The 24,240-nt window shown below is 71.9% G+C and carries 17 protein-coding genes and 4 pseudogenes; 9 read left to right on the top strand and 12 right to left on the bottom strand.

Annotated features, from left to right (window positions below; genetic code table 11):
• Nucleotides 1-24 precede the first annotated feature (24 nt).
• From Q5762_RS11325 to Q5762_RS11295, 7 genes and pseudogenes are all read right to left on the bottom strand, one after another.
• Nucleotides 25-927: a fumarylacetoacetate hydrolase family protein gene (locus Q5762_RS11325; protein WP_315891885.1), complete on the bottom strand. Its 903-nt coding sequence runs from the start codon at nucleotides 925-927 to the stop codon at nucleotides 25-27.
• A gap of 21 nt (nucleotides 928-948) precedes the next feature.
• The gene (locus Q5762_RS11320) at nucleotides 949-2,076 is read right to left on the bottom strand and encodes a cupin domain-containing protein (protein WP_315891884.1); all 1,128 of its coding nucleotides are present in this window, start codon (nucleotides 2,074-2,076) and stop codon (nucleotides 949-951) included.
• Nucleotides 2,073-3,110, bottom strand: coding sequence for a carbon-nitrogen hydrolase family protein (locus Q5762_RS11315; RefSeq protein ID WP_315891883.1), 1,038 nt, complete (start codon nucleotides 3,108-3,110; stop codon nucleotides 2,073-2,075). Before Q5762_RS11315 ends, Q5762_RS11320 begins: the two co-directional genes overlap by 4 nt.
• 14 nt (nucleotides 3,111-3,124) lie before the next feature.
• Entirely contained in the window at nucleotides 3,125-5,509 is a 2,385-nt protein-coding gene (locus Q5762_RS11310; protein ID WP_315891882.1) for an FAD-dependent monooxygenase, read from the bottom strand.
• Nucleotides 5,500-5,874, bottom strand: a pseudogene (locus tag Q5762_RS11305) (acyl-CoA thioesterase); the annotation flags it as partial. The gene Q5762_RS11310 and the pseudogene Q5762_RS11305, both read right to left, overlap by 10 nt.
• Nucleotides 5,875-6,093: 219 nt before the next feature.
• Nucleotides 6,094-7,734: pseudogene (locus Q5762_RS11300) on the bottom strand (AMP-binding protein); the annotation flags it as partial.
• A gap of 133 nt (nucleotides 7,735-7,867) precedes the next feature.
• Nucleotides 7,868-8,377, bottom strand: a complete 510-nt coding sequence (locus Q5762_RS11295) for an ATP-binding protein (RefSeq protein ID WP_315891881.1) — start codon at nucleotides 8,375-8,377, stop codon at nucleotides 7,868-7,870.
• A 206-nt stretch (nucleotides 8,378-8,583) separates the two neighbouring features.
• Here Q5762_RS11295 and Q5762_RS11290 point away from each other — a divergent pair, with 206 nt between their 5' ends.
• The gene (locus tag Q5762_RS11290; protein WP_315891880.1) at nucleotides 8,584-9,534 is read left to right on the top strand and encodes an alpha/beta hydrolase; all 951 of its coding nucleotides are present in this window, start codon (nucleotides 8,584-8,586) and stop codon (nucleotides 9,532-9,534) included.
• 190 nt (nucleotides 9,535-9,724) lie between these two features.
• Nucleotides 9,725-10,489 carry a phosphatase PAP2 family protein gene (locus Q5762_RS11285; RefSeq protein ID WP_315891879.1) on the top strand — a complete coding sequence of 255 codons (765 nt, stop codon included), beginning with the start codon at nucleotides 9,725-9,727 and terminating at the stop codon, nucleotides 10,487-10,489.
• A gap of 73 nt (nucleotides 10,490-10,562) precedes the next feature.
• On the opposite strand, the gene Q5762_RS11280 is transcribed toward Q5762_RS11285, so the two are convergent.
• The 3 genes from Q5762_RS11280 to Q5762_RS11270 all read right to left on the bottom strand — a co-directional run bounded on the left by Q5762_RS11280 (nucleotide 10,563) and on the right by Q5762_RS11270 (nucleotide 14,124).
• Nucleotides 10,563-11,570, bottom strand: a complete 1,008-nt coding sequence (locus tag Q5762_RS11280) for a LacI family DNA-binding transcriptional regulator (protein ID WP_315891878.1) — start codon at nucleotides 11,568-11,570, stop codon at nucleotides 10,563-10,565.
• A 137-nt stretch (nucleotides 11,571-11,707) separates the two neighbouring features.
• Entirely contained in the window at nucleotides 11,708-13,282 is a 1,575-nt protein-coding gene (locus Q5762_RS11275) for a carboxylesterase family protein (protein WP_315891877.1), read from the bottom strand.
• Between the two features lie 107 nt (nucleotides 13,283-13,389).
• Nucleotides 13,390-14,124: a phosphatase PAP2 family protein gene (locus Q5762_RS11270; RefSeq protein ID WP_315891876.1), complete on the bottom strand. Its 735-nt coding sequence runs from the start codon at nucleotides 14,122-14,124 to the stop codon at nucleotides 13,390-13,392.
• Between the two features lie 769 nt (nucleotides 14,125-14,893).
• Between Q5762_RS11270 and Q5762_RS11265 the strand changes: the two genes are divergently transcribed.
• The 4 genes from Q5762_RS11265 to Q5762_RS11250 all read left to right on the top strand — a co-directional run bounded on the left by Q5762_RS11265 (nucleotide 14,894) and on the right by Q5762_RS11250 (nucleotide 20,087).
• Nucleotides 14,894-16,189: an MFS transporter gene (locus Q5762_RS11265; RefSeq protein ID WP_315891875.1), complete on the top strand. Its 1,296-nt coding sequence runs from the start codon at nucleotides 14,894-14,896 to the stop codon at nucleotides 16,187-16,189.
• Nucleotides 16,190-16,458: 269 nt separating this feature from the next.
• Nucleotides 16,459-17,397, top strand: a complete 939-nt coding sequence (gene surE / locus Q5762_RS11260; protein WP_315891874.1) for a 5'/3'-nucleotidase SurE — start codon at nucleotides 16,459-16,461, stop codon at nucleotides 17,395-17,397.
• A 76-nt stretch (nucleotides 17,398-17,473) separates the two neighbouring features.
• On the top strand, nucleotides 17,474-19,051 hold the full coding sequence (locus tag Q5762_RS11255) for a carboxylesterase family protein (protein WP_315891873.1): 1,578 nt from the start codon (nucleotides 17,474-17,476) through the stop codon (nucleotides 19,049-19,051).
• Between the two features lie 541 nt (nucleotides 19,052-19,592).
• Nucleotides 19,593-20,087, top strand: a complete 495-nt coding sequence (locus tag Q5762_RS11250) for a translation initiation factor IF-2 (RefSeq protein ID WP_315891872.1) — start codon at nucleotides 19,593-19,595, stop codon at nucleotides 20,085-20,087.
• Nucleotides 20,088-20,114: 27 nt separating this feature from the next.
• On the opposite strand, the pseudogene Q5762_RS11245 reads toward Q5762_RS11250, so the two are convergent.
• Nucleotides 20,115-20,240, bottom strand: a pseudogene (locus tag Q5762_RS11245) (transposase); the annotation flags it as partial.
• A gap of 65 nt (nucleotides 20,241-20,305) precedes the next feature.
• A complete protein-coding gene (locus Q5762_RS11240) occupies nucleotides 20,306-20,947 on the bottom strand; it encodes a hypothetical protein (protein ID WP_315891871.1) in 642 nt (213 codons plus the stop codon).
• A gap of 158 nt (nucleotides 20,948-21,105) precedes the next feature.
• On the opposite strand from Q5762_RS11240, the pseudogene Q5762_RS11235 reads away from it, so the two are divergent.
• From Q5762_RS11235 to Q5762_RS11225, 3 genes and pseudogenes are all read left to right on the top strand, one after another.
• Nucleotides 21,106-21,594, top strand: a pseudogene (locus Q5762_RS11235) (IS5 family transposase); the annotation flags it as partial.
• A 78-nt stretch (nucleotides 21,595-21,672) separates the two neighbouring features.
• The gene (locus Q5762_RS11230; protein ID WP_315892061.1) at nucleotides 21,673-22,905 is read left to right on the top strand and encodes an IS701 family transposase; all 1,233 of its coding nucleotides are present in this window, start codon (nucleotides 21,673-21,675) and stop codon (nucleotides 22,903-22,905) included.
• A 157-nt stretch (nucleotides 22,906-23,062) separates the two neighbouring features.
• Entirely contained in the window at nucleotides 23,063-24,154 is a 1,092-nt protein-coding gene (locus tag Q5762_RS11225) for an IS630 family transposase (protein ID WP_315891870.1), read from the top strand.
• The last annotated feature ends 86 nt before the right edge of the window (nucleotides 24,155-24,240 follow it).

Below are 24,240 nucleotides of genomic sequence, written 5' to 3'. Positions count from 1 at the left end.
TCGTACGGATATGTGGGACGGGGATCAGCGGGCGTCGACGACGGGGTTGGCCAAGGTGCCGACCAGCTCGACCGTGGCCTCCACCGTGTCACCGGGTGCCAGGAACTCGGGCGGGACCATCCCGGCCCCGACCCCCGACGGCGAGCCCGTCGCGATGACGTCGCCGGGCTCCAAGGTCACACCCGAGCTGATGTCGGCGATCAGACGGGCGATGGGGAAGAGCATGTGCCGGGTGTTCGACTTCTGCTTGGTGACGCCGTTGACACGCAGCGAGAGGTCCAGTGCCATGGGGTCCGGGATCGCGTCGGCGGTGACGACCACCGGGCCGAACGGCGCGTACGAGTCCTGACCCTTGGAGAAGAACCACTGGCCGGAGCGGCGCTGGTCGCGGGCGCTGATGTCGTTGACGATGCTGAAGCCGAAGATGTGGTCGTACGCGTCCTCCTCGCTCACCCGGAACGCGGTACGGCCGATGACGACGGCGAGTTCGCACTCCCAGTCCAGCTGGCTGGTGAGGTCGGCGTTGTGCAGGATCGGCGCCCCCGGTCCGGTCACAGCGGTGGCCGGCTTGCTGAACAGCACCGGTCGGGGCGGGAGTTCCTTGTCGGTGTCGAGGCTGCGGCTGGACTCCTCGACGTGCTCGACGTAGTTGAGGCCGACCCCGATGATCTTGCCGGGGCGGAAGGGGGCGGCGAGCCGGACGTCCTCCGTCCGGTGGACGGCGTGGGCCGGCAGGTCCGCGCCGAGCAGCCGGCGGGCGGTGTCCAGCGCGGCGGGACCGGCCTGGACCAGGCCGAGCAGGTCGTGCGGGAGCGGGACGCCGGCGTGGTCGGCGAGGGCGGCGAGGTCGAGGACCTGGCCGTCGGTCTCGACGCCAAGACGCGGTGCGGCGCCGTCGGGGGCGGTCGTGAAGGTCAGCAAACGCATGGCAGGGCTCCTCTGGCTGGGTCAGGCGGTGGGGTCTGCGGTGACCGGCTGGTGGCCGCCGTTGTCGGGGTACGCCTCTTCGCGGTGGAAGCCGAGCGAGCGCATGACGGGGAAGTCGTTGAAGGAGAAGAGGCAGGCGTCCTCGGACGGGTCGAGGTTCCGGTGCTCGTGCCACGCCCAGGACGGGACGCAGAAGATGTCCCCTTCCCTCCACTCGAAGCGCTGTCCGGCGATCACCGACGCGCCCCGGCCCTTGGCGACGGTGTAGATCACCGAGCCCGTGTGCCGGTGGGCCGCGGTGGCCTGACCGGGGCGCAGCAACTGCATGTGGGCGCCCATGGTCGGCATCACCGAGCCGCCGGTCACCGGGTTGGTGTACTCGGCGATGACGCCGTCGTACGGAGAGCCCTCGGTCGCCCTGCCGAGGGCGCGCAGGGCCTCGTACGTCGGCTCCCACGGGTAGGCGAGCAGCGGCGAGTAGGGCCGGGTCCACTTCTCCGCCCCGTACGGGAGGAGGGTGCCGGAGTAGGTGAGTACGGAGGAGTTCACCACCTTCCCGGGGGTCTGGTAGAGCTCGGGGTGCACCTCGTAGAACCCGGCGTCCAGGGCGTTGACCAGCGGGATGTCCAGGCCGTCCTGCCAGATCACCGGTGCGTCGGTCCCGTCGTTGCCGTGCTCGTGCCAGGTGCCGTTCGGGGTGATCGCGAAGTCGCGCGGGCCGACCTTGAGCTTCTGGCCGTCGACGATCGTCCAGGCGCCGGTGCCCTCGTGGACGAAGCGCAGCGCGGCTGCCTGGTGGCGGTGGGCGGTCATCGCCTCGCCGGGGCCCATGATCTGGAGCCCGGTGTAGAGCAGGCCGGCGGCGGCGCTGACGTCCCTGCGCCCGGGGTTGACGAGCATGACGACACGGCGCCCCGCGTCGTCCGCCTGGACGAGGCCGAGTGCCTTGTGGACGAGGGGCCGCAGGTCCGCGTAACGCCACAGCGTGGGAACGGACTTGGGCTGGGGGTACCAGGGCTCGATGTCGTTGGCGACGGTCCACAGGGCGCCCGCCTCCAACGCCTCGAGTTCGCCGTAGTACGCCGTGAGTTCGGGGGTGTCGGAGACCCGGGCGCGGCCGAGCATGGTGTCGTCCTGCTCGATGGTCATACGTCCTCCTCAGGTGCGGTGACGGGCAGGGGCCGCGTCCGCGGTGCGGTGAAGGTCACGGGTGGGCGCGGGGTGTTGTCGACTTCGAGGCGGAAGATGTCGAAGCGGTTGTAGTGACCGGTGATGTCGTGCATCTGCTTGGGCTGGATGCAGCGGCCGAGGTCGATCTCGCCGTAGACGATGCCCTCCTCGTCGACGAGCGGCTCGGTGACGGGGCGGCCGTCCGGGCCGAAGATGCCGGACAGAGCGCTGCGCGGCCGCTGGAACAGGGCGCGCAGCTCCTCGTCGTCCCCGGCGAGGGCGTCGACGATCTCGGGCGAGACGGTGGAGCAGGCGACGACGGAGAAGACCTTGCCCTCGAAGCTGTGCGCGGCCGTCCGTACGGCGATCGCGTCGGCCATGTCGTAGTCGGCCGGTGCCACGGGCAGTGCGATGTAGCAGGAGGCGTGGACGAGTTCGCCCTGCGCGAGGAGGGTGAACCGGGCCAGGGTGTTGGTGTTCTCGCCGCAGGCGAGGGCCCCGAGCGGGCCGACCGGTGTCGGGTGCACACGCAGTGAGCTGCCGTCGCCGCCGGTCCAGGTGAGCTTCTCGGCCCAGGTGGGCACCAACTTGCGGTGCACACCGAGGAGTTCCCCGTCCGGGCCGACGGTGAGCAGGGTGTTGTAGAGGACGCCGAGGCTGTGGGCGGCGCGCTCGTTGACGCCGATCACGAGCACCACCCCGTACTGGCGGGCCGCGGCACGCAGGGCATCGACGTACGGGCCGGGGATGTCGACCGAGGCGCGCTGGAGGCGCTCGAACCAGGGCGAGCCCTGGACCGGGTTCATCGTCCAGTTCCAGTACGGGTATCCGGGGACGAACACCTCGGGGAAGACGACCAGCCGGGCCCCGTTCCCGGCCGCCTCGGCGATCAGGGCGACCGCCTTGTCGACGGTGGCGGCGGGGTCGAGGTAGACGGGCGCGGCCTGGACGGCGGCGGCCGTGAAACGGGGCAGGGTGTCGAGGGCCGGCGGCGGGGGAGGGGGCTGTCGCATCGGGTTCTGCCCTTTCATCGGGCGCGGGAGGCCGTGGCCACTTCGGTGGGCGCGGAGGCGGGTGTCGGCACCGAGGCGGCGGGTGTCTGCACCGAGGCCGGTGTCGGCACCGTGGCAGTGGCGACGCGCGGCAGCCAGCGCTGGTGCACGGGGGAGGCGGGCCGCCTCAGCAGTTCGAGCCGCGGAGGCACCCGGTCCGTGCGGGCGGCGGGCGGACGGCCGCTGCCCGCGCGCCAGGACGGCGCCCACGGCGCCGCCGGACCCCGGTAGCCCTGCGCCGCGGCGGCGTGCAGCGTCCACAGCGGGTCGTGGAGCTGGGCGCGGCCCACCCCGCACAGGTCGGCGCGGCCGGCCAGGATGATCGAGTTCACGTCGTCGTACGTGGAGATGGCGCCGACGGCGATCGTCGGGACCCCGGTCGCGTTACGGATCAGATCCGCGTACGGAGTCTGGTAGCTGCGCCCGAAGCGGGGCCGCTCGTGCGCCACGACCTCGCCGGTGGAGACGTCGATCGCGTCGGCGCCCGCCTCGGCGAGAGCGCGGGCGACGCCCACCGCGTCGTCCTCGCTCAGACCGCCCTCCGCCCAGTCGGCTGCGGAGATCCGTACCAGCAGCGCCTTCCCCGACGGCCACGACTCCCGTACGGCACGCAGCACTTCCAGCGGGAAACGCAACCGCCCGGCCAGCTCGCCGCCGTACTCGTCGGTGCGCCGGTTGGTCAGCGGCGAGAGGAACCCGGAGAGCAGGTGCCCGTGCCCGTACTGGAGCTCCAGGGCGTCGAACCCCGCCCGGTCGGCGCGTTCGGCAGCCCTCACGAAGTCCCGTACGACCACGTCCATGTCGGCACGCGTCGCCTCACGGGGCACCGGGCCCTGCTCGTCCCAGGGCAGCGCCGAGGCGGCGAGCGGCGGTCCGGCGGCCGCGCGGCGCCCCGCGTGGGTGAGCTGGATGCCGAGACACGCGTCGCTCTGGCCGTGCACGAAACCGGCGATGCGCCGCCAGGCGGCCTCCTGTTCGTCGTTCCACAGACCGGGACATCCCGGGTCCGGGCGGGCGTCGGCGCCGACGGCGGTCATGCCGGCGATCACCAGGCCGGCCCCGCCGAGTGCCTGGGTGCTCAGATGGACGAGGTCGAAGTCGCCCGGGACACCGTCGCGAGCCGTGGCGAGAGCGGTCGGCGGTACGACGACCCGGTTGCGCAGCCGCAGACCACCGATCCGGAACGGCCGGAACATCGGCGGGACGGGCGCGGTGGTGTTGACGGCGGTGGTGAACGCCTCGTCACGGACGCGCAGGTTGTCGTACGTGACGCGACGACTGCGGGTCAGCAGGTTGAAGGCGAACTGGTGCGGATCCTGGCCGGTGTAGCGGTCGATGTTCTCGAACCACTCCAGGCTGGCCTGCGCGGCCCGTTGGGTCGACTCCACGACCGGCCTGCGCTCGTCCTCGTACGCGGCGAGCGCGGCCGGGACGTCGTCCGGGTGCTCGTGCAGGCAGGCCGCGAGGGCGAGGGCGTCCTCCATCGCGAGCTTGGTGCCGGAGCCGATGGAGAAGTGCGCGGTGTGGGCCGCGTCCCCGAGCAGGACCACGTTCTCGTGGCGCCAGGTGCGATTGCGTACCGTCGTGAAGCGGAGCCACTTGGAGTTGTTGGGCAGCAGCCGGTGGCCGTCCAGGTGCCCCGCGAGGATCTCCTCGCAGCGCCGGATGCTCTCCTCGTCGCTGGAGCCGGGCGGGTACGCGCGGTCGGCGGACTCCGCGAACCCGGCGCGCCGCCAGGCGTCCTCGTCGAGTTCCACGATGAAGGTGGAGCGGGTGTCGTCGTACGGGTAGGCGTGCACCTGGAGGGTGCCGAAGTCGCGCTCCTCCACGACGAAGGTGAAGGCCTCGAAGACCTTGTCGGTGCCGAGCCACATGTAGCGGCCGGACCGCTCGTCGAGGTCCGGGCCGAAGGTGTCGGCGTAGGCGGCGCGGGTGGCCGACCGGACGCCGTCGCACGCCACCACCAGGTCGTACTCGGCGGCGAGCCGCTCGGCCTGCGGCGCCTGCGTGCGGTAGCGGACGTCCACGGCGAGGGCCGCGCAGCGGTCCTGGAGGATCCTCAGCAGGTTCCGGCGGCCGAGCGCGGCGAAGCCGTGGCCGCCGGAGGTGAGCGTCCGGCCCCGGTAGCGGACGTCGATGTCGCTCCAGCGGGCGAACTCCGCCGACATGGCGGCGTGGATCTCCGGGTCGGCGGTCGCGATGCCGTCGAGGGTCTCGTCGGAGAAGACGACCCCGAAGCCGAACGTGTCGTCGGGGGCGTTGCGCTCCCAGACGGTGACCTCCCAGTCCGGGGAGAGCTGCTTGGCCAGGGCCGCGGAGTACAGGCCGCCGGGCCCTCCTCCGATGACTGCTACGCGCACGGGGTACCTCCTGTGGTTCCTGTGATCAGCTCGGGGGCCTGCGGGCCCGCCTTCGTGAGGACCTCGCGGACATCGGCCGGCCACGGAGTGGTACCGGTGGCGCGGGCCGCCGAATGGGCGATGACCATGCGGCCGGTGGCGGCCTCCGCGCCCTCCTCGCCGAGGACGGTGAAGGCGTAGTGCAGGGAGCTCACGCCGACCTTGGTGACGCGCAGTTCGGTGCGGACGGCCTCGCCGAACCAGAGCCGGGCGCGGTAGTCGGCCTCGAAGTGCACGCGGGGCGTACTGCCGAAGAGGTGGGAGAGCCCCAGGCGGCGCAGCAGCACGGCCTCGGCCGCCTCGACCCAGCGCACCACCGTGGAGTGGTGGTAGTGGCCGGCGGCGTCGGTGTCGGGCCACTCGACGCGGCGCTCGACCGTGACGCTGGGCAGGTGCGGGACCAGCGCCTCGGGGGCTCCGTCTGCGCAGCCGCCGGTCGCGGGGTCCGCGCGGGAGTCCTCGGTCGGGGCGAGCTCGGCACGGGTGTCCGCGGTCGCGGCGAGCTGCGTACGGGTGTCCTCCGCGCGGGCCTCGGCCCGCGCACGGCCGCGCAGTTCGCCGCGCTGGAGCTTGCCGTTGGCGGTCCTCGGGAGTTCCGCGACGAACTCGACGGCCCTCGGGTACTTGTACGGAGCGATGGCCTGCTTGACGTGCGTCTGGAGTTCGCGGGCGGTGGCCTCGGCCGCGGGGACACCGTCGCGCAGGACGACGTACGCCTTGACGAGCATGCCGCGCTTCTCGTCGGGGGCGCCGACGACCCCGCACTCCTCGACGTACGGGTGGGCGACGAGGGCCTTCTCGACCTCCGGCCCGGCGATGTTGTACCCGGAGGAGACGATCATGTCGTCGCTGCGGGCCACGTACCAGAAGTAGCCGTCGGCGTCCCGGATGTAGGTGTCGCCGGTGATGTTCCAGCCGTTCCTGACGTACGTGGTCTGCCGCGGGTCGGCGAGGTAGCGGCAGCCGGTGGGACCCGTGACGGCCAGGAGTCCGGGCCGGCCGTCGGGTACGGGATCACCTTGTTCGTCGACCACGGCGGCGCGGTATCCGGGGACCGGCAGCCCCGTGGAGCCGGGCCGGATGTCCTCGTCCGCGGCGGATATGAACACGTGCAGCATCTCGGTGGCGCCGATGCCGTCGATGACGCGCAGGCCCGTGGCGGCGTGGAACTCCTCCCACACGGCGGCGGGCAGGGGTTCCCCGGCGGACACGCAGCGGCGCAGGCCGGACAGCTGCCCGGTCGCCCCGGCGGCCATGATCGCCCGGTAGGCGGTGGGCGCGGTGAAGAGCACGGTCACGCCGTGCGCGGCGACCAGGTCGGCCAACTGCTCGGGCCCGGCCTGCTCGATCAGCAGCGTCGCCGCGCCCACGTGCAGGGGGAAGACCACGAGCCCGCCGAGGCCGAAGGTGAAGGCGAGTGGCGGTGTGCCGGTGAAGACGTCGTCGGGGCGCGGTTTCAGGATGTGCCGGGAGAAGGTGTCGGCGTTGGCGAGGACGTCCCGGTGGAAGTGCAGAGTCGCCTTGGGGCGTCCCGTCGTCCCCGAGGTGAACGCGATCAGCGCCACGTCGTCGGCCGCGGTCTCGACGGCGGTGAACCGGCCCTCCTTCGCGGCGCAGAGGGCGGTCAGATCGCCCTCGTCGGGCCCGCCGTACGGGATCACCGGCAGGCGGGCCGGGGCCGTCGGGGAGGGATGTCCGGGCGAGCCAGGCACGTCCGACGCCGCTTCGAGTTCGGCGAGGTAGCGGTGGTCGCACACGGCGACGGTCGGACGGCTGATCTCGCACAGTTCGGCGAGTTCGGCCGAGCGCAGCAGCGGCATCGTCGTGACGGCCACACCGCCGGCCTTGAGCACGCCGAACCAGGCGGCGACGAGCCAGGGGTTGTTGGGGCCGCGCAGCAGGACGCGGTTTCCGGGCCGGAGCCCGTGGTCCTCGGTGAGCACCTGGGCGACCTGGTCGGCACGCCGCTGGAGCTCGCCGTAGGTCCAGCGGTCGGTCGGGGTCAGCAGACAGGGACGGTCGGGGCCCCAGCGCTCGACGGCGTCGTCGAGCAGGCTGCGGGCGCAGTTGAGCCGGTCGGGGTAGTCCAACTCCGGTAGCTCGAAGTGCAGTTCGGGCCAGAGAGAGAAGTCGGGCAGCCGGTCGCGGCAGAAAGAGTCGGCATGAGCCGAGGGGGAGAGCTCCATGGGGCGGCACCTCGATCAGGGAGCAGCGGGGGAGACGGTGCAAGTATCTCGACATTTTGGCGTCCGTCAAGATTCCGCGATATTTCAAGTCCGCCGCGCGCCCCATGGGATCGGCGCGCGGTGCGCGAGCGGCTCAGGAGGCGGGGACGCGCAGCCGCACGGACTTGCCGAACTCGTGGACCAGTACGGCGAGTTCGCCGCCCGCCTCGGCGGCGAGGAGCTGGATCAGGAGCAGGCCGCGCCCGCCCTCGGCGTCCGGATCGACCTCGGCGGCGGGTTCGGGCAGTCGGACCGGGCCGGCCGCGCCGTCCGTGACCTCCAGGCGTAGCCAGCCCCCGCCGCTGGAGACTCCGACGCGCATCCGGCCGGTCGAGGCGGTGGCGTGCCGGACGACGTTGCCGACGAGTTCGCTGACGGCCAGCAGCAGGGTGTCCGCGATGTCGGCGGCTATCCGCCAGCCTTCGAGCACGGCGCGGACGCGGGTGCGGACCAGGGGAACGGTCGCGGGAGTGGGCCCGGAAACCCAGCGCGCGAAAGCCCTGACGGGGCTGGGGGAGGGGGTGGGGCAGGGGGTGGACGCGGTCGCGTGGGCGTGGACGGGGGCCGGAACGCGGGGGGCGGAGTGAGCGGTGACGGCGAGCATGACGTGCTCCCAGAGGGGGTGCGCGACGGGAACCGATGGTCACTCGTGTAACCAACTCGAGAATCGGACAGCTGACGGGCTTGTCCTCAGCTGAAACGCGTCGCTAGAGTTTTGATAACACGTGTAACACGTTACGTCTCCCCGGGCGTCGCGCGCAAGCATTTCGGACAAAACGCTACGAACCCGGGGCCGGCAGAAGGGCCGCAATGACGCAATCCCACCCGGCCGAGCTCGACCTGGCCGACATGACCTGGCCGCCCCCGCCCTACCAGCCCCCGGTGGCGCCCGTGACGGACGAGCACGGGGTGCGCCGCTTCGAGGGGGTCACGTACGCCACGACGCCCGGCTACCGCCCCCGGCTCCTCGACGTCCAAGTCCCCTCCGGAGAAGGACCGTTCCCGGCGGTCGTCTGGATCCACGGCGGCGGCTGGCTGGACGGCGACCGTCGCTACCCGCCGCCGACCGTGCCCGCGGCCCTGCTCCACGGATCGGTCCTGGCCGCCGGGCTCGCGCTCGTCTCCATCGACTACCGGCACAGCCTCGAAGCCCCCTTCCCGGCCCAGCTGCACGACGTGAAGGCCGCCATCCGTTACGTCCGCCGGTTCGCCGACGTCCTCGGCATCGACCCGGACCGGCTGGCCGTCTGGGGCGAGTCGGCGGGCGGCCACCTGGCGGCCCTGGCCGGCCTCGTCGGCCCGGGCAGCGAGGACGCCGAGGCGCTGGAGGGTGCGCACGGGGTGGGCACCGGGGAGACCGGTGTCCGGGCCGTCGTCGACTGGTACGGGGTCTCCGACCTTGTCGCGCTGGCCGGTCACCCCCTGCCGGGGATGCCCGCGGGCGCCGAGTTCCCCGACCCGTACGACGCCCTGCTCGGCGGCGCCGAGGCGGAGCGCCCGGCACTGGCCCGGGCGGCGAGCCCGGTGACGTACGCGAAGGGCTCCACCCCGCCGCCGTTCCTGCTGGTCCACGGCACGCGGGACGGCCTGGTCCCGTTCAGCCAGAGCGAGGCGCTCGCCGAGGCCCTGACGGGGGCGGGTGGCGAGGTGACGCTGCGGCCGGTCGAAGGCGCCGACCACATCTTCCTGGGCTCCCCGGACATCCCGGAGATCGTCTCGGAGAGCGTCGCGTTCCTGGCCCGGCATCTGGACGCGAGCTGAGGCTCACGCGTCTGGACGTCGCGGCCTGAGGCTCACGCGCGTTTCCAGTCCCGCCCCGCCCCGCCCCGCCCCATCTCACCTTCCGTCACACGTCCCGCTCTGCCGCGGGGTCCGGTCCACGCCGGGCCCCGCGGGAACGTCGAGCACCCAAGAGCCGCGGGTACCATCCCCGTGGTCGCGAGAGGCACTCATGTCCAGGAATCCGGTCACCCCGTCCCCCGCCGCAGAGAGACCGACCGAGGCGGTGGCGTCCGCGCGCCGTCCCGGTGTCCTCGTGGCGGCGCTCCTGCTGCTCGGCGTCTCCGCGCTGCCGGCCCTCGCCATCCGTCCCGACCCGGCGAACCCGCCGTTCCAGGGCCTCGACGACCAGTGGCTGGCCTGGATGGGCGGCCCGCACGACGGGCTGTACTGGATACCGGCCGCGGTCCTGAACTGGTTCGGCGGCCCGCTGGGTGTCGTCGTACCGCTCGCCCTGCTCTTCTTCCTGCTCCTGCGCAGACGGTGGACCTCGGCCGGCTTTCTGCTGGGTGTCTACTTCGCCGGCAACCTGCTCGTCGTCCAGGGCCTCAAGCGCCTGGTGGACCGGCCGCGTCCGGCGAACCCCCTGGTCCGGGTCGACCACGGCTCGTTCCCGTCCGGCCATGTGGCGGGCGCTGCGCTGCTCGTCGTACTCGTCGGCGTCCTGCTGGTCCCCGCCGCGCGCAGGCGGGCATGGTGGCTCGGAGGCACGGTGTTCACGCTGGCCATGATGTGGAGCCGTACCTGGCTCCACGCGCACTGGCTCACCGACACGGCGGCCGGAGCGGCCGCCGGTGCGGGCGCGGGCCTGCTGGCGTGGTGGCTCTGTGCCCCCGCGCTGGCCCGGGAATCCGACCGCGGTGGCCGGGAATCGGACCGCGGCGGCCGGGGGGCCGCCGCGCCCGTCACCCCGGAGGCCGCGCCCGCGATTCCATGACGGAACGAGGCGGCTTCCGGTCCGTGGAACGCACGGACCGGGAGCCGCCTCGCGTGGCGCCCGCCACGCGGGCTCAGGACGTCTGGCGGTGGACGAGTACGGCCTCTATGGCGGGGAGTGGCGCGGTCGAACCGGTCTCGATCAGTTCGTGCAGGGCGTCCGCGATGTGCGCCGGTGAGGCCAGGTCCAGGCGGATCGTGCTGAGTGCCGGCTGCTGGAACGCGGAGAGGACGAGGTCGTCGGAGCCGATGATCGCCACCTCGTCCGGTACGGCGATGCCTTCGGCCTGGAGCGCGTGCAGCAGCAGCGCGGCGTACTCGTCGTTGTAGGCGAAGACGGAGTCCAGGTCCAGGTCCGTCCAGCGCCGGGCGAGCGCGGCCGCCGACTCGCGGGTGTAGGCGAGCTCCACCGGGGTGACGGTGGCCATGTGTCGGGCGGCGACGGATTCGGCCCCTGCGAGGCGCGGCCGGGCGAAGGCGTCGAGGCCGCGCTCCTGGGGCATGACGACGCCGATCCGGCTCCGCCCGCGGGAGATCAGGTGCTCGGCGGCCGTGGCCCCGATGAGGCCGTGGTCGAAGCCGATGGTGTGGGCACCGGGCACGGGGCGGGACGCGAAGGCGAGCACTCCACGCACCCCGGCGCGGCGCAGCACCTCGGTGGCCTGCGGGGTGAGGCGGTCGCCGTCGAGGGCGACGACCGCGGCCGGACGCAGTTCCGCCCAGGCCCTGGCGGCGTCGACGGGGTCGGTGAAGCGGCCCGCGTGGAGGACGGCCGTGTAGCCGCGGCGGTCGAGTTCGCTGTGCAGCTCGTCGACCCAGTCGCTGACGAGCCGGCCGATCGCGGAGATCGACGCGGGCATCAGGACGAGGTTGCTGCGTCCGGCGCGCAGGGACCGCGCCGCGGCGTGCGGGACGTATCCGAGCCGGTCGGCCGCGTCGAGGACGCGGTTACGGGTGGTCTCGCTGACCCGGTGGCCCGGCGTGTTGTTGAGGACGAAGGAGACGGTGGCGCGGGACACCCCGGCGAGGCGTGCCACATCGGCGCTCGTGATCGAGGCGGGGACGGGGGTTTCTTCGGCCATGACGTCCCTCGACGCTCCCTGCGCTGAAATCTGCCTGCGGTCGTGTGGTTCTTCCCCTCCGAGGTTACACGAGTTAGATCACGAGAGCGGTGGGCCGCGCACGAGAGTGCGGGGCCCACCGCTGTTCCGTCGTTCCCTCAGCTGTGACGCGGGTGTTCGCCTGACGCCGGGAGGGTCGACGCAACCGTCCCGTGCAGGCGACGCGAGTCACCGGCGAGGTCCCCGAGGGCGGTCACGACCGAGTCGAAGCGCATCGTGGTGCGCGTGTCCGGGCCGTACGGGTCCCACCTCGGCATCCGCGGGTGGTTGGGGTCGCCGGTGCGGGCGAAGGCGATCCACGCCCGGTGCATGGTGTCCGCCAGGCCGTCGCGGACCGTGGGGTCGAGACCGGCCAGGAACGGCGCCGACCATTGGTCGAAGTTGGCGAAGGTGAAGGGGAGTTCGAGGCAGTGGGCGGCGCCGAGTCGGCCCTCGTGCGCGGGCGTGGGGAGGTCGAACTGGTAGGCCCACACGGGCCTGCCCGACTCCGCCCTTGCCTCGGCGAGTCGCAGTGCCGGGACGCGGAAGAGTTCGTCCGTGATCAGGTCCATCAGGACGTCGGCGGGGCGCGCGCCGGGCCGGGAACGTTCGTACGCCGCGTACACCCCGGGCGCGGCTTCGGCCCCGAAGGTCTCGGCGATGCGGGCGGTCACCTGCTCCCGGCCGGCGGCGGCGTACCCGGGGTCGAGGGCGAAGCCGAAGTTGGCCTCCTCGCGGGTCCAGCCGATCAGCACGTCGATGCCGGTCGCGGCCGCGTGCAACAGGGCCTCCACCGGGTGGCGCGTCAGGGTGACCCCGTCGACGACGGGCAGGAACGGGGTCGGCCAGTAGCCCCAGCGCGTCGTCCGGGCGAACAGCCCGCCGGTCGCACCCATCAGTGCGGGCCACGGAACCTCGCGCAGTTCCGTGACGGTCTTGACGCCGGCCAGTTCCATGAAGGCGGCGGTCCGCTCCAGGTACGTGTCCGGGCCGGGGAGGTCGAGGCCGAACGGCGGGCTCTGCAGGATCACGCGCTTGATCAGCCCCTGGGCCTCGGGGAGTCCGGCGAGGGCGGCCGTGGACAGGGCGCCACCCGACTGCCCGGCGACGGTGATGTTCTCCGGGTCGCCGCCGAAGGAGGCGATGTTCGCGGCGATCCAGCGGAGGGCGGCCAGCTGGTCGCTGAGCCAGGGGTTGCCGGCGCCGTCGGGGTTGCCCTCCTCGGGTCCGGTGTAGAGGTAACCCAGCGGTCCGATACGGTAGTTGACGCCCACCACCACCAGGTCGCCGTCCCGGGCGAAGGTCTCGCCGGAGTAGTAAGGCAGCGATCCGGAGCCCGAGACGAAGCCGCCCCCGTGGATCCAGACGAGCACCGGGCGGCGGGCCTCGTCGGCCGCCGGGGTCCAGACGCTGAGGGTCAGGCAGTCCTCGTCGAAGGGCGGCGATCCATGGCCGCCGAGGACCGGATCCCCGCCTTCCATGTACAGCTGCGGTGCGCTGGGGCCGTCGGTGGTCGCGTCCCGGGTGCCGCTCCAGCCGGGGTGCGGGCGGGCGGGGCGCCAGCGCAGGTCGCCGACCGGGGGAGCGGCGTAGGGCACGGCGCGGAACACGGCGACCCCGCCTTCGACCGCGCCTCGCAGGCGCCCCGCGGGGAGATCGACCAGCGTGTGATCCGGGCCTGTCGTGAGTGCCATGAGCCAATCCTTCCGGGATCGGGCGCCGAACACGCGCCGACCCGATCGAGGGTATTGCGTAAAATGGTCGACCGTCAATGTTGCGCGATATTGCGATCCTCGGCTCGTCACAGCCAGAGGGTGTTGGTCGCCGTCCGCTCGGCCTCGGTCTTCAGCAGGGGTGCGAACACCCGCCAAAGGACCAGGCAGGCACCGGCGCCGGCCAGCGCGCCGGCGAAGGTGTCGCTGAGCCACTGGGCGTGCAACCAGGTGCGGCTCCACATCATGGTGACGACGTACGAGGCGCCGAACGGCCACCACCAGCGCCGCGCACGTGGCGGGAACACCACCACCGCGACCACGATCATCAGGGTCACGGCGCTGAAGGCCTGGCCCGAGGGGTACGAGCCGTCGTTGACGAGGACCCAGGGGTGGGGCGGTCGGGGGCGGTCCGCGAGGGTCTTGAGGGGCAGGACCACGATCGTGCCGGCGAGGACCGCGGTCGTGAACGCGAACAGGGCCGAGCGCCAGCGGCCGTAGACGCAGAGGCAGCCGCTCAGGGCCAGAGGCATGATCGTGCCGAGCGGCCCGCCGAGCCGGTCGAGGACGGTGGCGAGATCCGTGGCCGCGTCGGTGAGGGAGCCGTCCGTCGAAGCCGCCCAGCTGTCGTCGAGCGCCTGGAAGAACGGGCGGTCGGTGACCCGGAGCAGCAGTCCGATCAGCAGTGACGCGACGAGGAGCGCGATGCCGACGGCGAGGGCGTGGCGCGGGGGAGGTGTCGGGAGGTGGTGGTGCGGGCCGCGAAGAGGGTGCGCGGGGAGCGGGGGTGCGACGGCGTCGGGTGAGTCGGGTGGGCTCTGCATGGCGGGCCTTTCGCGGTCTTTCACCCCGGGCGGTGGGGCACGCGGACGAGCGGGCGCGGGGGTGTGCGGAGGGGAGGTGCGGGGGTGCGCGGAGGGGTGCTGCGCGGAGGGGCGCGCTCGGTGCACCCGAAGGCGGGGCGGGGTGTCTGTCGAACGGGACGTTCGGAAGGGGTGTCCGGAATCCGGCGGCGTTCGGAAGGTGCGCGCTCAGGCGGGGTGTGCGAAAGCGTGGAAGCGAGGGGTGCGCCGGCGGGGGAGGCGCGGCGGTCGCGAGGCCATGGGCCGGACGATCGTACGGCTGGACGGTCGTACGGCTGGCGCGGCCGGGTTGGCGCAGCGGAGCCGTGGGGTCGTCGCGGTGCGGCACGGAGTATTGCGGATGTGTGACCGCCGCCACAAGAGCGAGATGGTCTCGAGGCGCGATCGCCCTGGTCGGCACCGCCAACGAGCCGGTTACACGTGCCCCACGTGCGATTCTCCGATCGGTCACGATCTGTGCAACGACCTTGCGCAAGGCCTAGCCCGACGCGGGGATGGGTGCTACACAGTGTCCAAGCGCTGCTGGTAACACGTGTAACAACACGTTCCGGCCCGTAACCGTCCGCGGCGGTCCTCCGGTGACACCGCCGCCCCCCGCGACCGCTCACGTGGCGTACCCCTCATCCGCGTACCGCACGACCACGTACCGCCCGCACGCCCACCGGCACCGGTCCGACCCCCCCGGTTCCGCGCCCGTCCACCTCCCCGCTCCGTCCTCCCAGGAGTCGTCATGGCCACGAACGAGCTCACCGATCCGATCGAACCGCCCCCGGCAGGCGCCGACATCACCGCCGCCACCACGACCGCCGCCGCCACCTCGGAACCGGAAGCTCCGCGCCAGCGCGGGCTCATGCTCCTGCTGCTGGTCGCCAACTCCGCCATGATGGCGGTCTACCTGGGCGTCGGCTCCGTCCTCCTGCCCACCCAGGTCGCCGCGATCGCCCCCGACGACAAGGTCGCCGTCCTGGGCCTGATCGGCGGCATCAGCGCCATCTTCGCGACGGCCTTCAACCCGATCGCCGGCGCGCTCTCCGACCGCAGCGGCCGCCGCAACCCCTGGATACTCGGTGGTGCCCTCGGCGCGCTGATCGCCCTCGCCTTCCTCGGCAGCGTCTCCACCGCGCTGCTCGTCGGTATCGGCTGGTGCCTGGTCCAGGCGACGATGAACACCTACCAGGCGGCGGTCACCGCGATCGTGCCCGACCGCGTCCCCGCCGCGCGCCGCGGCACGGCGTCCGCGCTGGTGGGTCTCGGCATGCCGATCGGCGGCACCGTCGGAGTCCTCCTCGCCGCGCAGACGGCGACCCATCTGCGTACCGGATACCTGGCCTTCGGTGCGATCGTCGCCGTCGCCGCCCTGCTGCTCTCGGTCTTCTGCCGTGACACCCCCCGCGACGAGCCCGTCGAGAAGGCCCCGAAGGGATCTCAACTCGCGGCGTTCCTCTCCGCGTTGGCCAACCACGACTTCCGCTGGGCCTTCATCGGCCGCGCCCTGATGGTGCTGGGGTACTTCTCCGTCGTCGGCTACCAGCTGTACATCCTGGGCGACCACGTCGCCCTTCCCGCCGGGCTGAATCCGCCCGCGGCGATGGCGATCCTCACCCCGGTGTCGATGGTCGCCGTGGCGCTGTCCACCATCGTCGGCGGCCTGCTGTCCGACCGGTGGAACCGCCGCAAGGTGTTCGTCGGTGTCTCGGCCGCGCTCGCGGGACTGGTCATGGTGGTGCCCGTCGTCAGCCCGACCTGGACCGGCATGCTCGTGTTCAGCGCGCTCAACGGTCTCGCCTTCGGCTGCTTCATGGCCGTCGACACCGCGCTCGTCACCCTGGTCCTGCCCCGCGCGGAGGACGCGGCGCGTGACATGGGCGTCCTCAACATCGCGAACGCCGGACCGCAGATCATCGCGCCGTTCGTCGCGTCCGCCATCGTCACCGGGCTGGGCGGGTACACCCCCCTCTTCCTGGCCGGCGGCGCCCTGTCGCTGATCGGGGCGCTCGCCATCCTCCCGATCCGCAGCGTGCGCTGACCACCTGATCCACCTGACCGACCTGATCCGCTGACCCAACTGACCGTGCTGGTCCTGGCGACTGGCTGATCCAGCGCGTCCGGCGGGTCCAGCGGATCCAGCGGGTCCCACTGAGCCGTGTCGGCCGCATCGCGCGCCGACGCGCCCGGCCCCTGCTCCGGCGGGCGCATGCCGAGGGCCACGTGCCCGCCGGTTCACGCACCACACCCTCCCGTACCGCGCCCTCGCGCCACCCCACCCTCTCCTTCCCTACTTCCCAGGAGCCTTCTGTGAGTCGCAAGCGAGTTCTGCCGCCGGCCGTGCTGATCCTGTGCACCGCCGCCCTCGTGGGCACGGCCCCCGCGGTCGCCTCCCCGCAGACCACACGGACCCTTGCGGCGCCCGTCGCGCCCGCGAGGCCCGCGACGCCGCTGCGGATCCTGCTCACCAACGACGACGGCTACAACGCGCCCGGTATCCGCAAGGCGTTCAAGCGGCTGACCGCCGCCGGACACGACGTCACCATCGTCGCCCCGCTCACCAATCAGAGCGGCACCGGTACGAAGATGTCCAACGCCCCCACGATCACGGTGAAGCACCCAGAACCGAAGGTGTGGGCCGTCGACGGCAGCCCCGGCGACTCGGTCGCCTTCGGTCTCTCCGAAGTGTTCGAGGGCCGCGCCCCCGACCTGGTGGTGTCCGGCACCAACTTCGGGCCGAACGTCGCCGGTCTCGCCACCCACTCCGGTACGGTCGGCGGTGCCGTCGCGGCGGTGGAGTCCGGCGTACCCGCCATCGCGCTGAGCACGGGCGGCCTCTCGGCACCCGACCCGGTCACCACCGTCAACGCGATGGGTCCGACGCTCGACTTCGCCGTCAAGCTCATCGACCGGCTGCGTACGCGGGCCGAGTCCGGGCCGCTGCTGCCCAAGGGCGTCGGTCTGAACGTCAACCACCCCGTCGTCGGAGCAGACGGCAAGGGCACCGCCGCCGGGGTGTCCACCACCTTCCAGGACCCGCAGACGGTCCTCGAACCGGACTTCACCGACTCCGGCGACGGCACCTGGAAGGTCGGCGTGACGGTGGACCTGCGCCCGGCGGCGAAGGGTGGCGACCTGGAGGCCGTCGGCACGGGCAGGATCGCCGTCAGCCCGATCAGCGCCAACTGGAACACCGGCGCCGCCGACCACGCCGTCACCGCAGCCCTGCTCACCGGTCTGCTTCCCTGACCGATCCCCACCAACGAGCTCAGGAGGACGGATGAAGCGGCCCGGTAAACGACCCACTCCGGCAAGAGATCGATCTGTGCTGGGTACGGCCCTCACACTGGTGGCACTGCTGGCGTCGACGGTCCCGGCCACGGCCTCGGCCTCGGCGACTGCCTCGACGGGTACGTCCGCGCGGCCCGTGGTCACCGTCGCGCAGGGCACGCTGCGCGGCCAGAACCACGACGGGGCACAGGAGTTCCTCGGCGTTCCCTACGCCGCGCCCCCGGTCGGGGATGCCCGGCTGGGGGCGCCGCGCGAGCCGCGTGGATGGGGCGGCGTGCGGGAGGCGAACCGCCAGGCGCCGGCCTGTGTGCAGTTCTCGCCGTTCGGCCTCGCGGACCCGACCGCCGTCAGCGAGGACTGCCTCTATCTGGACGTGTACCGCCCCAAGGGGGCGAGGGCGGGAGCCCGGCTGCCGGTGATCCTTTGGATACACGGGGGTGCGTACAGCCAGGGAACCGGCACCCAGTTCGGCGGCCGGACGACGGCAGACCTCACGAACAGCGTCGTCGTCAGCATCAACTACCGGCTGGGGCAGCTCGGTTACCTCGCTCTTCCCGAACTTGCACGGGAGAACGCCCGGCGCTCCGGTTCCTTCGGTCTGCTGGACCAGATCCAGGCGCTGCGCTGGACACGGGAGAACATCGCGGCGTTCGGCGGGAACCCCGCCAACGTGACGGTCTCGGGGCAGTCGGCGGGCAGCGGTTCGGTCTGCGGCCTCCTCGCGGCGCCCTCCGCGGCCGGACTGTTCCACCGTGTCGTGCTCCAGAGCGGTCCGTGCACACTGCTCCGTACGCCCGACAGCGCGCGGGCCGCGACACAGGCCCGGGCGTTCGCCGAGGCGGCGGGCTGCGCCGAGCCGGCCGAGGTGGCCGCGTGCCTGCGCGCCGCCCCGGCCGCCGCACTGGTCGAGGCGGCGCGCACGCTGCCGACCTCGGGACCGGCCTCGGGTGACGGACTGCTGCCGCTGGATCCGGCCGCCGCGATCGGGAGCGGCGACTGGAACAAGGTGCCGGTGCTGATCGGGAGCACCCGCTCCGAGTCGCGGCTCTTCGTGGCGCTGTCACAGCCGCGACTGACGGAGGCGGAGTACACGGCGCAGATCCTGGCGACGTACGGTACGGCGGGCCCGGAGGTGCTCGCCCGCTATCCGGTCTCGGCGTACGGCTCGCCGTACCTGGCCCTGTCGGCGGTGATGACGGACTCCTCCTTCGCCTGCCACACGGCGTGGTCGGGGCGGCTCTTCGCCTCGCAAGTGCCGACGTACGTCTACGAGTTCGACGACCCCGACTCCCCGACACTGGCAGGTGCCCAGGTTCCCGGTCTCGACATGTCGAACGCGCACAGCGCCGAGCTTGCCTACCTGCACGACTTCACGGCGGGCGACCGGCCGCTCGCCCCGGCCCAAGCGGCGCTGGCGACGCGGATGAAGCGCTACTGGGGCGCCTTCGCCCGCTTCGGCTCCCCGACGGTCCCGGGACAGACCGCCTGGCCCCCCACGGGCTCCGGGAAGGTGCTCACCCTGAACCCGGCTTCGACGCGTACCAGTTCGTCGTTCGCGTCGGACCACCAGTGTGACTTCTGGCAAACCCAACCGACCCGCCCGCCGCTCTAGCTCACACCGACGCCGGGGCACGCCGAGGCCACACCCGACCCCCGCGCACCGCTCGGCGCGCGGGGGCCGGCTCCAGCTCCTTGGCACCGCTCGTAGACGGCACCACCCACACGTCGCCACGTCGAACACCTTCACAGGAGGCGGCGGAGGAAACACATCGTGGAACTGCCGGCGGTGCCGGTCGGGCCCCTACGAGGCCAGGAGCTCAACGTCAGTAGCGTCCGGCAGTGAGCACGATCACCTACGCCGGTCTGAGTACGCGAGCGGTCGCCCGCGGCGCGCGGCGCCGGAAGGGTGGACGCATGCGCCGACTGCTGCTGCTCGCCCCGCTGTTGCTGTTCACCGTCGGCTGCGGGGTGGTGCAGTCCTCCGAGGACGAGGCGGTGGACGCCGCACGGGAGGTGGCCAGGAAGGCGGGGGAGCGGCTCTACGGCCGGCGTCCGCGCACGGCCGAGGAGGTCGGGCGCTCCGCCTCCGGCATCGACGGGGTGGAGGTGCTGCCGGTGACGGTATCTCGACGCACGGCGGGGACGGCGTCGACGTGGTCGTCCGCACGTCCGGCTCGGCGTACAACGGATGGCTCGACCTTGAGGAGGTCGCCGTGCGGCGCTGTTTCGCGGTGCGGGTGTCGCCCAGGTCGGAGTGGCGTGAGCATCCCCGCCACGTGGACTGCCCGGACGGCCCTCCGCTGACGTTCGCCCCGCCACCCGAACCGCCGCGGCTGCCGTACGAGGAGCTCCGCGCGAATCTTCCCCGGGTGCCGGAGGGCGGCCGGGCGGACGAGGCCGAGGTACGCCGTCGGCTCGCCGCCCTGGACCTGCATCCGGCGATCCATACCGAGGTGAAGGCGAACGGCGGCCGGGTCGGCGTTCTCCTGTCGGTAGCGGGCAACGGCTTCGACGCGCAGGACTGCCTTCTTGCCCGCGTGGGCCCCGGCGCCACCGAGGTGTGGGTGCCGCCCCGGATCCAGCGGATGCCCGGAGAGGGTGGCTGCACCGTCGGCAACGCCCTGGACCCGCAACCGTCACCGCACTGAACGGGGTGACCTGCTCCCTGGACAGCCCGTCTTCCACGGGCCGAAGCGTTCCGGTAGGTCACACCACTGCACCCCGGTCCGCACCCGGTGCAGGATCCCGTTGATCGCCCGTCGGCGATCCCGCCACCGGCCGCGAGGACCGTCGCCGAATGGCAGAACGTCACATGATCAGCTGGACAACAACAACCTCGCCGGCCTCGGCCACTGGCGCCGCGGCGTCATCGGTCTGAACGGCTGACAGCACACGGTGCGTCGCGGCCCGCGAGCCAGACGGCGATCCGCTCCTGCAACTCGCGGTCGGAGTAGGGACTGTCCCACCGTGCGAACCATTCCAGCCACTGCAGGATGTTCCCCGAGCGGTCCGGGTGGCGCACCATGATCACATCGACGCCTCTCTCGCCCGTCGAGGCGCTGACGTACACACTGCTGTCGAGAGCCATCATGCCGAAGCCCGGGTGGCCCGCGTGTACGCCGAGGAACGCCGATGCCGCGCCCCGGCCCATGATGTCCCAGCGGTCCAGGAGCCGGACCCGGGTCCAGGCCGTCGGTGCGGTACGCCGGCCCCAGTGCATGTCCTGCAAGGCGGCCCCGTGCGTGCGGGTGCCCTGGGGAAGCTGGACGAGGAACTCGCGCCGCCGGTCGAGAAGCCCCGAGGAGACCGCCAGGTCGTACCAGTCCTCGTTGAGACGCTCGACGAGCCGTGGGGTCTCGTACCGGTGGGAGAAGCCGCCGACGATGTCGTCGGGACGGTATCCGAAGACGAACGGCATCGTGCCGTCCGGCACGGCGTTCGGGATCACCTCGAGGCCGGCCCGCCGCAGCGGCCGGTACATCTTGCGCTCGCGCTCCTGGATACCCACCGGTCACTGTCTACCAGGGCCAGCGCGCCAAGAATCTCCCGGCCCGGCGCCTCCGGGTTCCCGACCTGCCGGATCGGACCGGTGCTCGGATTACCCGCAGGGTTGGTCGGACAGGTCCTCGGTCGTGTCGGGAAAGTGGGTGGGTCGTCGGCCCGTTCGTGGTGCGACGTCATGAACTGACAGATGAGTCATGGGCGTTGATCGCCCCGTTGCTGGTGCCGGGCCGGATGGGAAGACCCGTGCGGGACCGCCGCCAGGTGGTGAACGGATCTTGCGGAAGCTGTTCACGGGTGCCGCGTGGGTGCCGCGTGGCGTGACCTTCCCGAGCGGTACGGGCCCTGGAAGACGGTCCACGAACGGTTCCGTCACTGATCGGCCGACGGAACTTGGGATCGGCTGCTCGCCCACGTCCAGCAGCACACCGACGCGGTCGGCGCGGTCGACTGGACGATCGTGTGTGTCGACTCGACGACGGTGCGGACGCATCAGCACGCGGCCGGGGCCCGAAATGGGGCCTGGGAAGGCGAGGCACTCGGCCGGTCGCGAGGCCGGCTGACCAGCAAGATGCGCCTCGCCTGCGACGGACAGGGCCGGCCCCTGGCGTTCACGTCACCGACGGGAATGTCAACGGCTGCACCCAGTTCGACCCGCCATGCAGCGGATCCGCGCCTAGTAGTGCTTCGTTACGTCGGGTGATCTCGCCTGGTGGTGGGCATCTTCCGGTCATGAGGCTTGGGGAGGTGGAACGGCTCCGGGGTGAGTTATCGGAGTTCGTTGCCGATGTGTTCGCCTCGCTTCCGCGGCGGGATCAGCGGCGGTGGGGCGGGTGTTATCTGCGGGGTCTGATGCTGGACGGGCGTCGGAAGTCGATCCAGCCGATGGCCGAGCGGCTGCCGGACGGCAACATGCAGGCCCTGCAGCAGTTCGTGAACCAGTCGCCGTGGGATCCACTGCCGGTGCGGCAGCGGATCGCCCAGCGTCTGACCGAGGCAGTCACGCCCGAGGTGTGGGTGATCGACGACGTGTCGTTCCCCAAGTGCGGCACCCGGTCGGTGGGGGTGGCCCGCCAGTACTGCGGCGCTCTGGGCAAGCGGGCGAACTGCCAGGTCGCGGTCAGTGTGCACGCGGCCACCGACACCGCATCATGTCCGCTCGACTGGCAGCTCTACCTGCCTCGCGAGTGGACCGACGATGCTGCCCGCTGCCGGGCAGCCGGAGTTCCCGAGGACGTGGGACACCGGGAGAAGTGGCGTCTGGCCCTGGACCTGCTGGACACACTCGCCGACTGGAAACTCGCCCCGCCGGTGATCGTGGCCGATGCCGGATACGGGACGAGCACGTCGTTCCGGCTCGGTCTGGAGGAACGGGGACTGCACTATGTGGTGGCGCTGACCGGCAAGGAAGTCGCCCATCCGGAGGGCGTCGAGCCCTTCCAGCCTCCCTGTGGAGGGCTCGGTCCGCCCACGCTGCCGCGCTATCGCACCGAACCGTGCTCGCTGTCCCGCCTGGCCTCGGCGGAATCTGTCGGCTTCAGCGAGGTCACCTGGCGAGAGGGCAGCAAGGGCCCGATGACCTCGCGGTTGACGGTGCTGCGGGTGCGGCCGGCGGGCAAGCAGGCCCTGCGGGCCGCCCAGGAAGCCGGCGGCGGTCGCTACCAGTGGGACGGGGTCCTGCCGGTGCGGACCGTGCTGGTCGAACGGCCCGACGGCCAGGCCGAGCCGAACGGTTACTGGATCACCAACCTGCCGACCGATACGCCCATCGAGGACATGGTGCGGTGGGCGAAGATGCGGTGGCGGATCGAGCACGACTACCGCGAACTCAAACACGGCCTGGGCCTGGACCACTTCGAGGGGCGCACCTGGCGCGGTTGGCACCACCACGTCACCCTCGTCACCGCCGCCCAGGCATTCCTCACCCTCCACCGGCTCCACCCAAAAGCCCGCACACCGGCCTGACCCTCTACCAGATCCTGGACGCGATTCAGGACCTGCTGAGGTGCTGGACCGGAACATGCACCACCTGCGGACACACCCTGCCCCGCAACAGAACCAGACGCAGAACCTAACGAAGCACTACTAGTGACCTGAGTCGGAGATTCGTCGTTGGTTCGGTATGAGTCGTCCGGGTCCGAAGATTCCGCCGTTGTCGGTGACCGATGCCCAGCGGGCTGTGCTGGAGGGCTGGGTGCGCCGCCGCACGACGGCTCAGGCGCTGGCCCAGCGGTCGCGGATCGTGCTGGAATGCGCCGACGGGCACTCGATCATGGAGGTGTCACGTCGGCTGCGGGTCACTCCGGACACGGTCCGCACCTGGCGGAGGCGCTTTCTCGAACGCGGTTTGGACGGCCTGTCCGACGAGCCCAGGCCGGGTGTCCCGCGGAAGATCACCGACGCTGACGTCGAGCGGGTCATCGTCAAGACGCTGGAGGAGAAGCCGAAGAACGCCACCCACTGGTCGACAAGGTCGATGGCGGCGGCCACGGGCATGTCGCAGTCGGCCATCTCCCGGATCTGGCGGGCCTTCGCGCTCGCGCCGCACCGGTCGCAGACGTTCAAACTGTCTACGGACCCGCTGTTCATCGACAAGGTCCGGGACGTCGTCGGCCTCTACCTCGACCCACCGGAGAAGGCCTTGGTGCTCTGCGTGGACGAAAAGTCCCAGATCCAGGCTCTCGACCGGTCCCAGCCCGTGCTGCCGATGGTTCCCGGCACCCCCGAACGCCGCAGTCATGATTACGTCCGGGCCGGCACCACCACCCTGTTCGCCGCACTGGAAGTCGCCACCGGCAAGGTGATCGGCTCCCTGCACCGGCGCCACCGGGCCGTCGAGTTCAAGAAATTCCTGGCCAAGCTCGACAAGGAAGTCCCCGCCGACCTCGATGTCCACCTGATCCTGGACAACTACGTCACCCACAAGACGCCTGCAGTCAAGAAGTGGCTGCTGGCGCATCCGCGCTTCCATCTTCACTTCACACCGACGAGTTCGTCCTGGCTGAACCTGGTGGAGCGGTGGTTCGCCGAGCTCACGCAGAAGAAGCTCAAGCGAGGCGTCCACCGCTCCGTCCAAGCCCTGGAACGCGACATCCGCAGCTGGCTCGCTGACTGGAACGAACACCCCAGGCCGTTCATCTGGACGAAGACCGCCGACGAGATCCTCGACAAAGTCGCCGCCTACTGCCGACGAATCTCCGACTCAGGACACTAGGGCCCGTCCGGCGGATCATGCCGGGCGGCCTGTCGGCGCTGCGTCGCTGTAGCGCCCCGCTGGACAAGGCGCTGGGTGGAGCAGGT

The sequence above is a fragment of the Streptomyces sp. P9(2023) genome (assembly GCF_032436795.1).
In the GTDB taxonomy this organism is placed as follows: domain Bacteria; phylum Actinomycetota; class Actinomycetes; order Streptomycetales; family Streptomycetaceae; genus Streptomyces.
Note: the sequence above shows the minus strand (reverse complement) of the source record. Positions and strands in the feature narration are given on the sequence as shown.

Coding starts and splice junctions, on each gene's coding strand:
- Q5762_RS11325 (WP_315891885.1), bottom strand. CDS start 927: ATGCGTTTGCTGACCTTCACGACCGCCCCCGACGGCGCCGCACCGCGT.
- Q5762_RS11320 (WP_315891884.1), bottom strand. CDS start 2,076: ATGACCATCGAGCAGGACGACACCATGCTCGGCCGCGCCCGGGTCTCC.
- Q5762_RS11315 (WP_315891883.1), bottom strand. CDS start 3,110: ATGCGACAGCCCCCTCCCCCGCCGCCGGCCCTCGACACCCTGCCCCGT.
- Q5762_RS11295 (WP_315891881.1), bottom strand. CDS start 8,377: ATGCTCGCCGTCACCGCTCACTCCGCCCCCCGCGTTCCGGCCCCCGTC.
- Q5762_RS11290 (WP_315891880.1), top strand. CDS start 8,584: ATGACGCAATCCCACCCGGCCGAGCTCGACCTGGCCGACATGACCTGG.
- Q5762_RS11285 (WP_315891879.1), top strand. CDS start 9,725: ATGTCCAGGAATCCGGTCACCCCGTCCCCCGCCGCAGAGAGACCGACC.
- Q5762_RS11280 (WP_315891878.1), bottom strand. CDS start 11,570: ATGGCCGAAGAAACCCCCGTCCCCGCCTCGATCACGAGCGCCGATGTG.
- Q5762_RS11275 (WP_315891877.1), bottom strand. CDS start 13,282: ATGGCACTCACGACAGGCCCGGATCACACGCTGGTCGATCTCCCCGCG.
- Q5762_RS11270 (WP_315891876.1), bottom strand. CDS start 14,124: ATGCAGAGCCCACCCGACTCACCCGACGCCGTCGCACCCCCGCTCCCC.
- Q5762_RS11265 (WP_315891875.1), top strand. CDS start 14,894: ATGGCCACGAACGAGCTCACCGATCCGATCGAACCGCCCCCGGCAGGC.
- Q5762_RS11230 (WP_315892061.1), top strand. CDS start 21,673: ATGAGGCTTGGGGAGGTGGAACGGCTCCGGGGTGAGTTATCGGAGTTC.
- Q5762_RS11225 (WP_315891870.1), top strand. CDS start 23,063: ATGAGTCGTCCGGGTCCGAAGATTCCGCCGTTGTCGGTGACCGATGCC.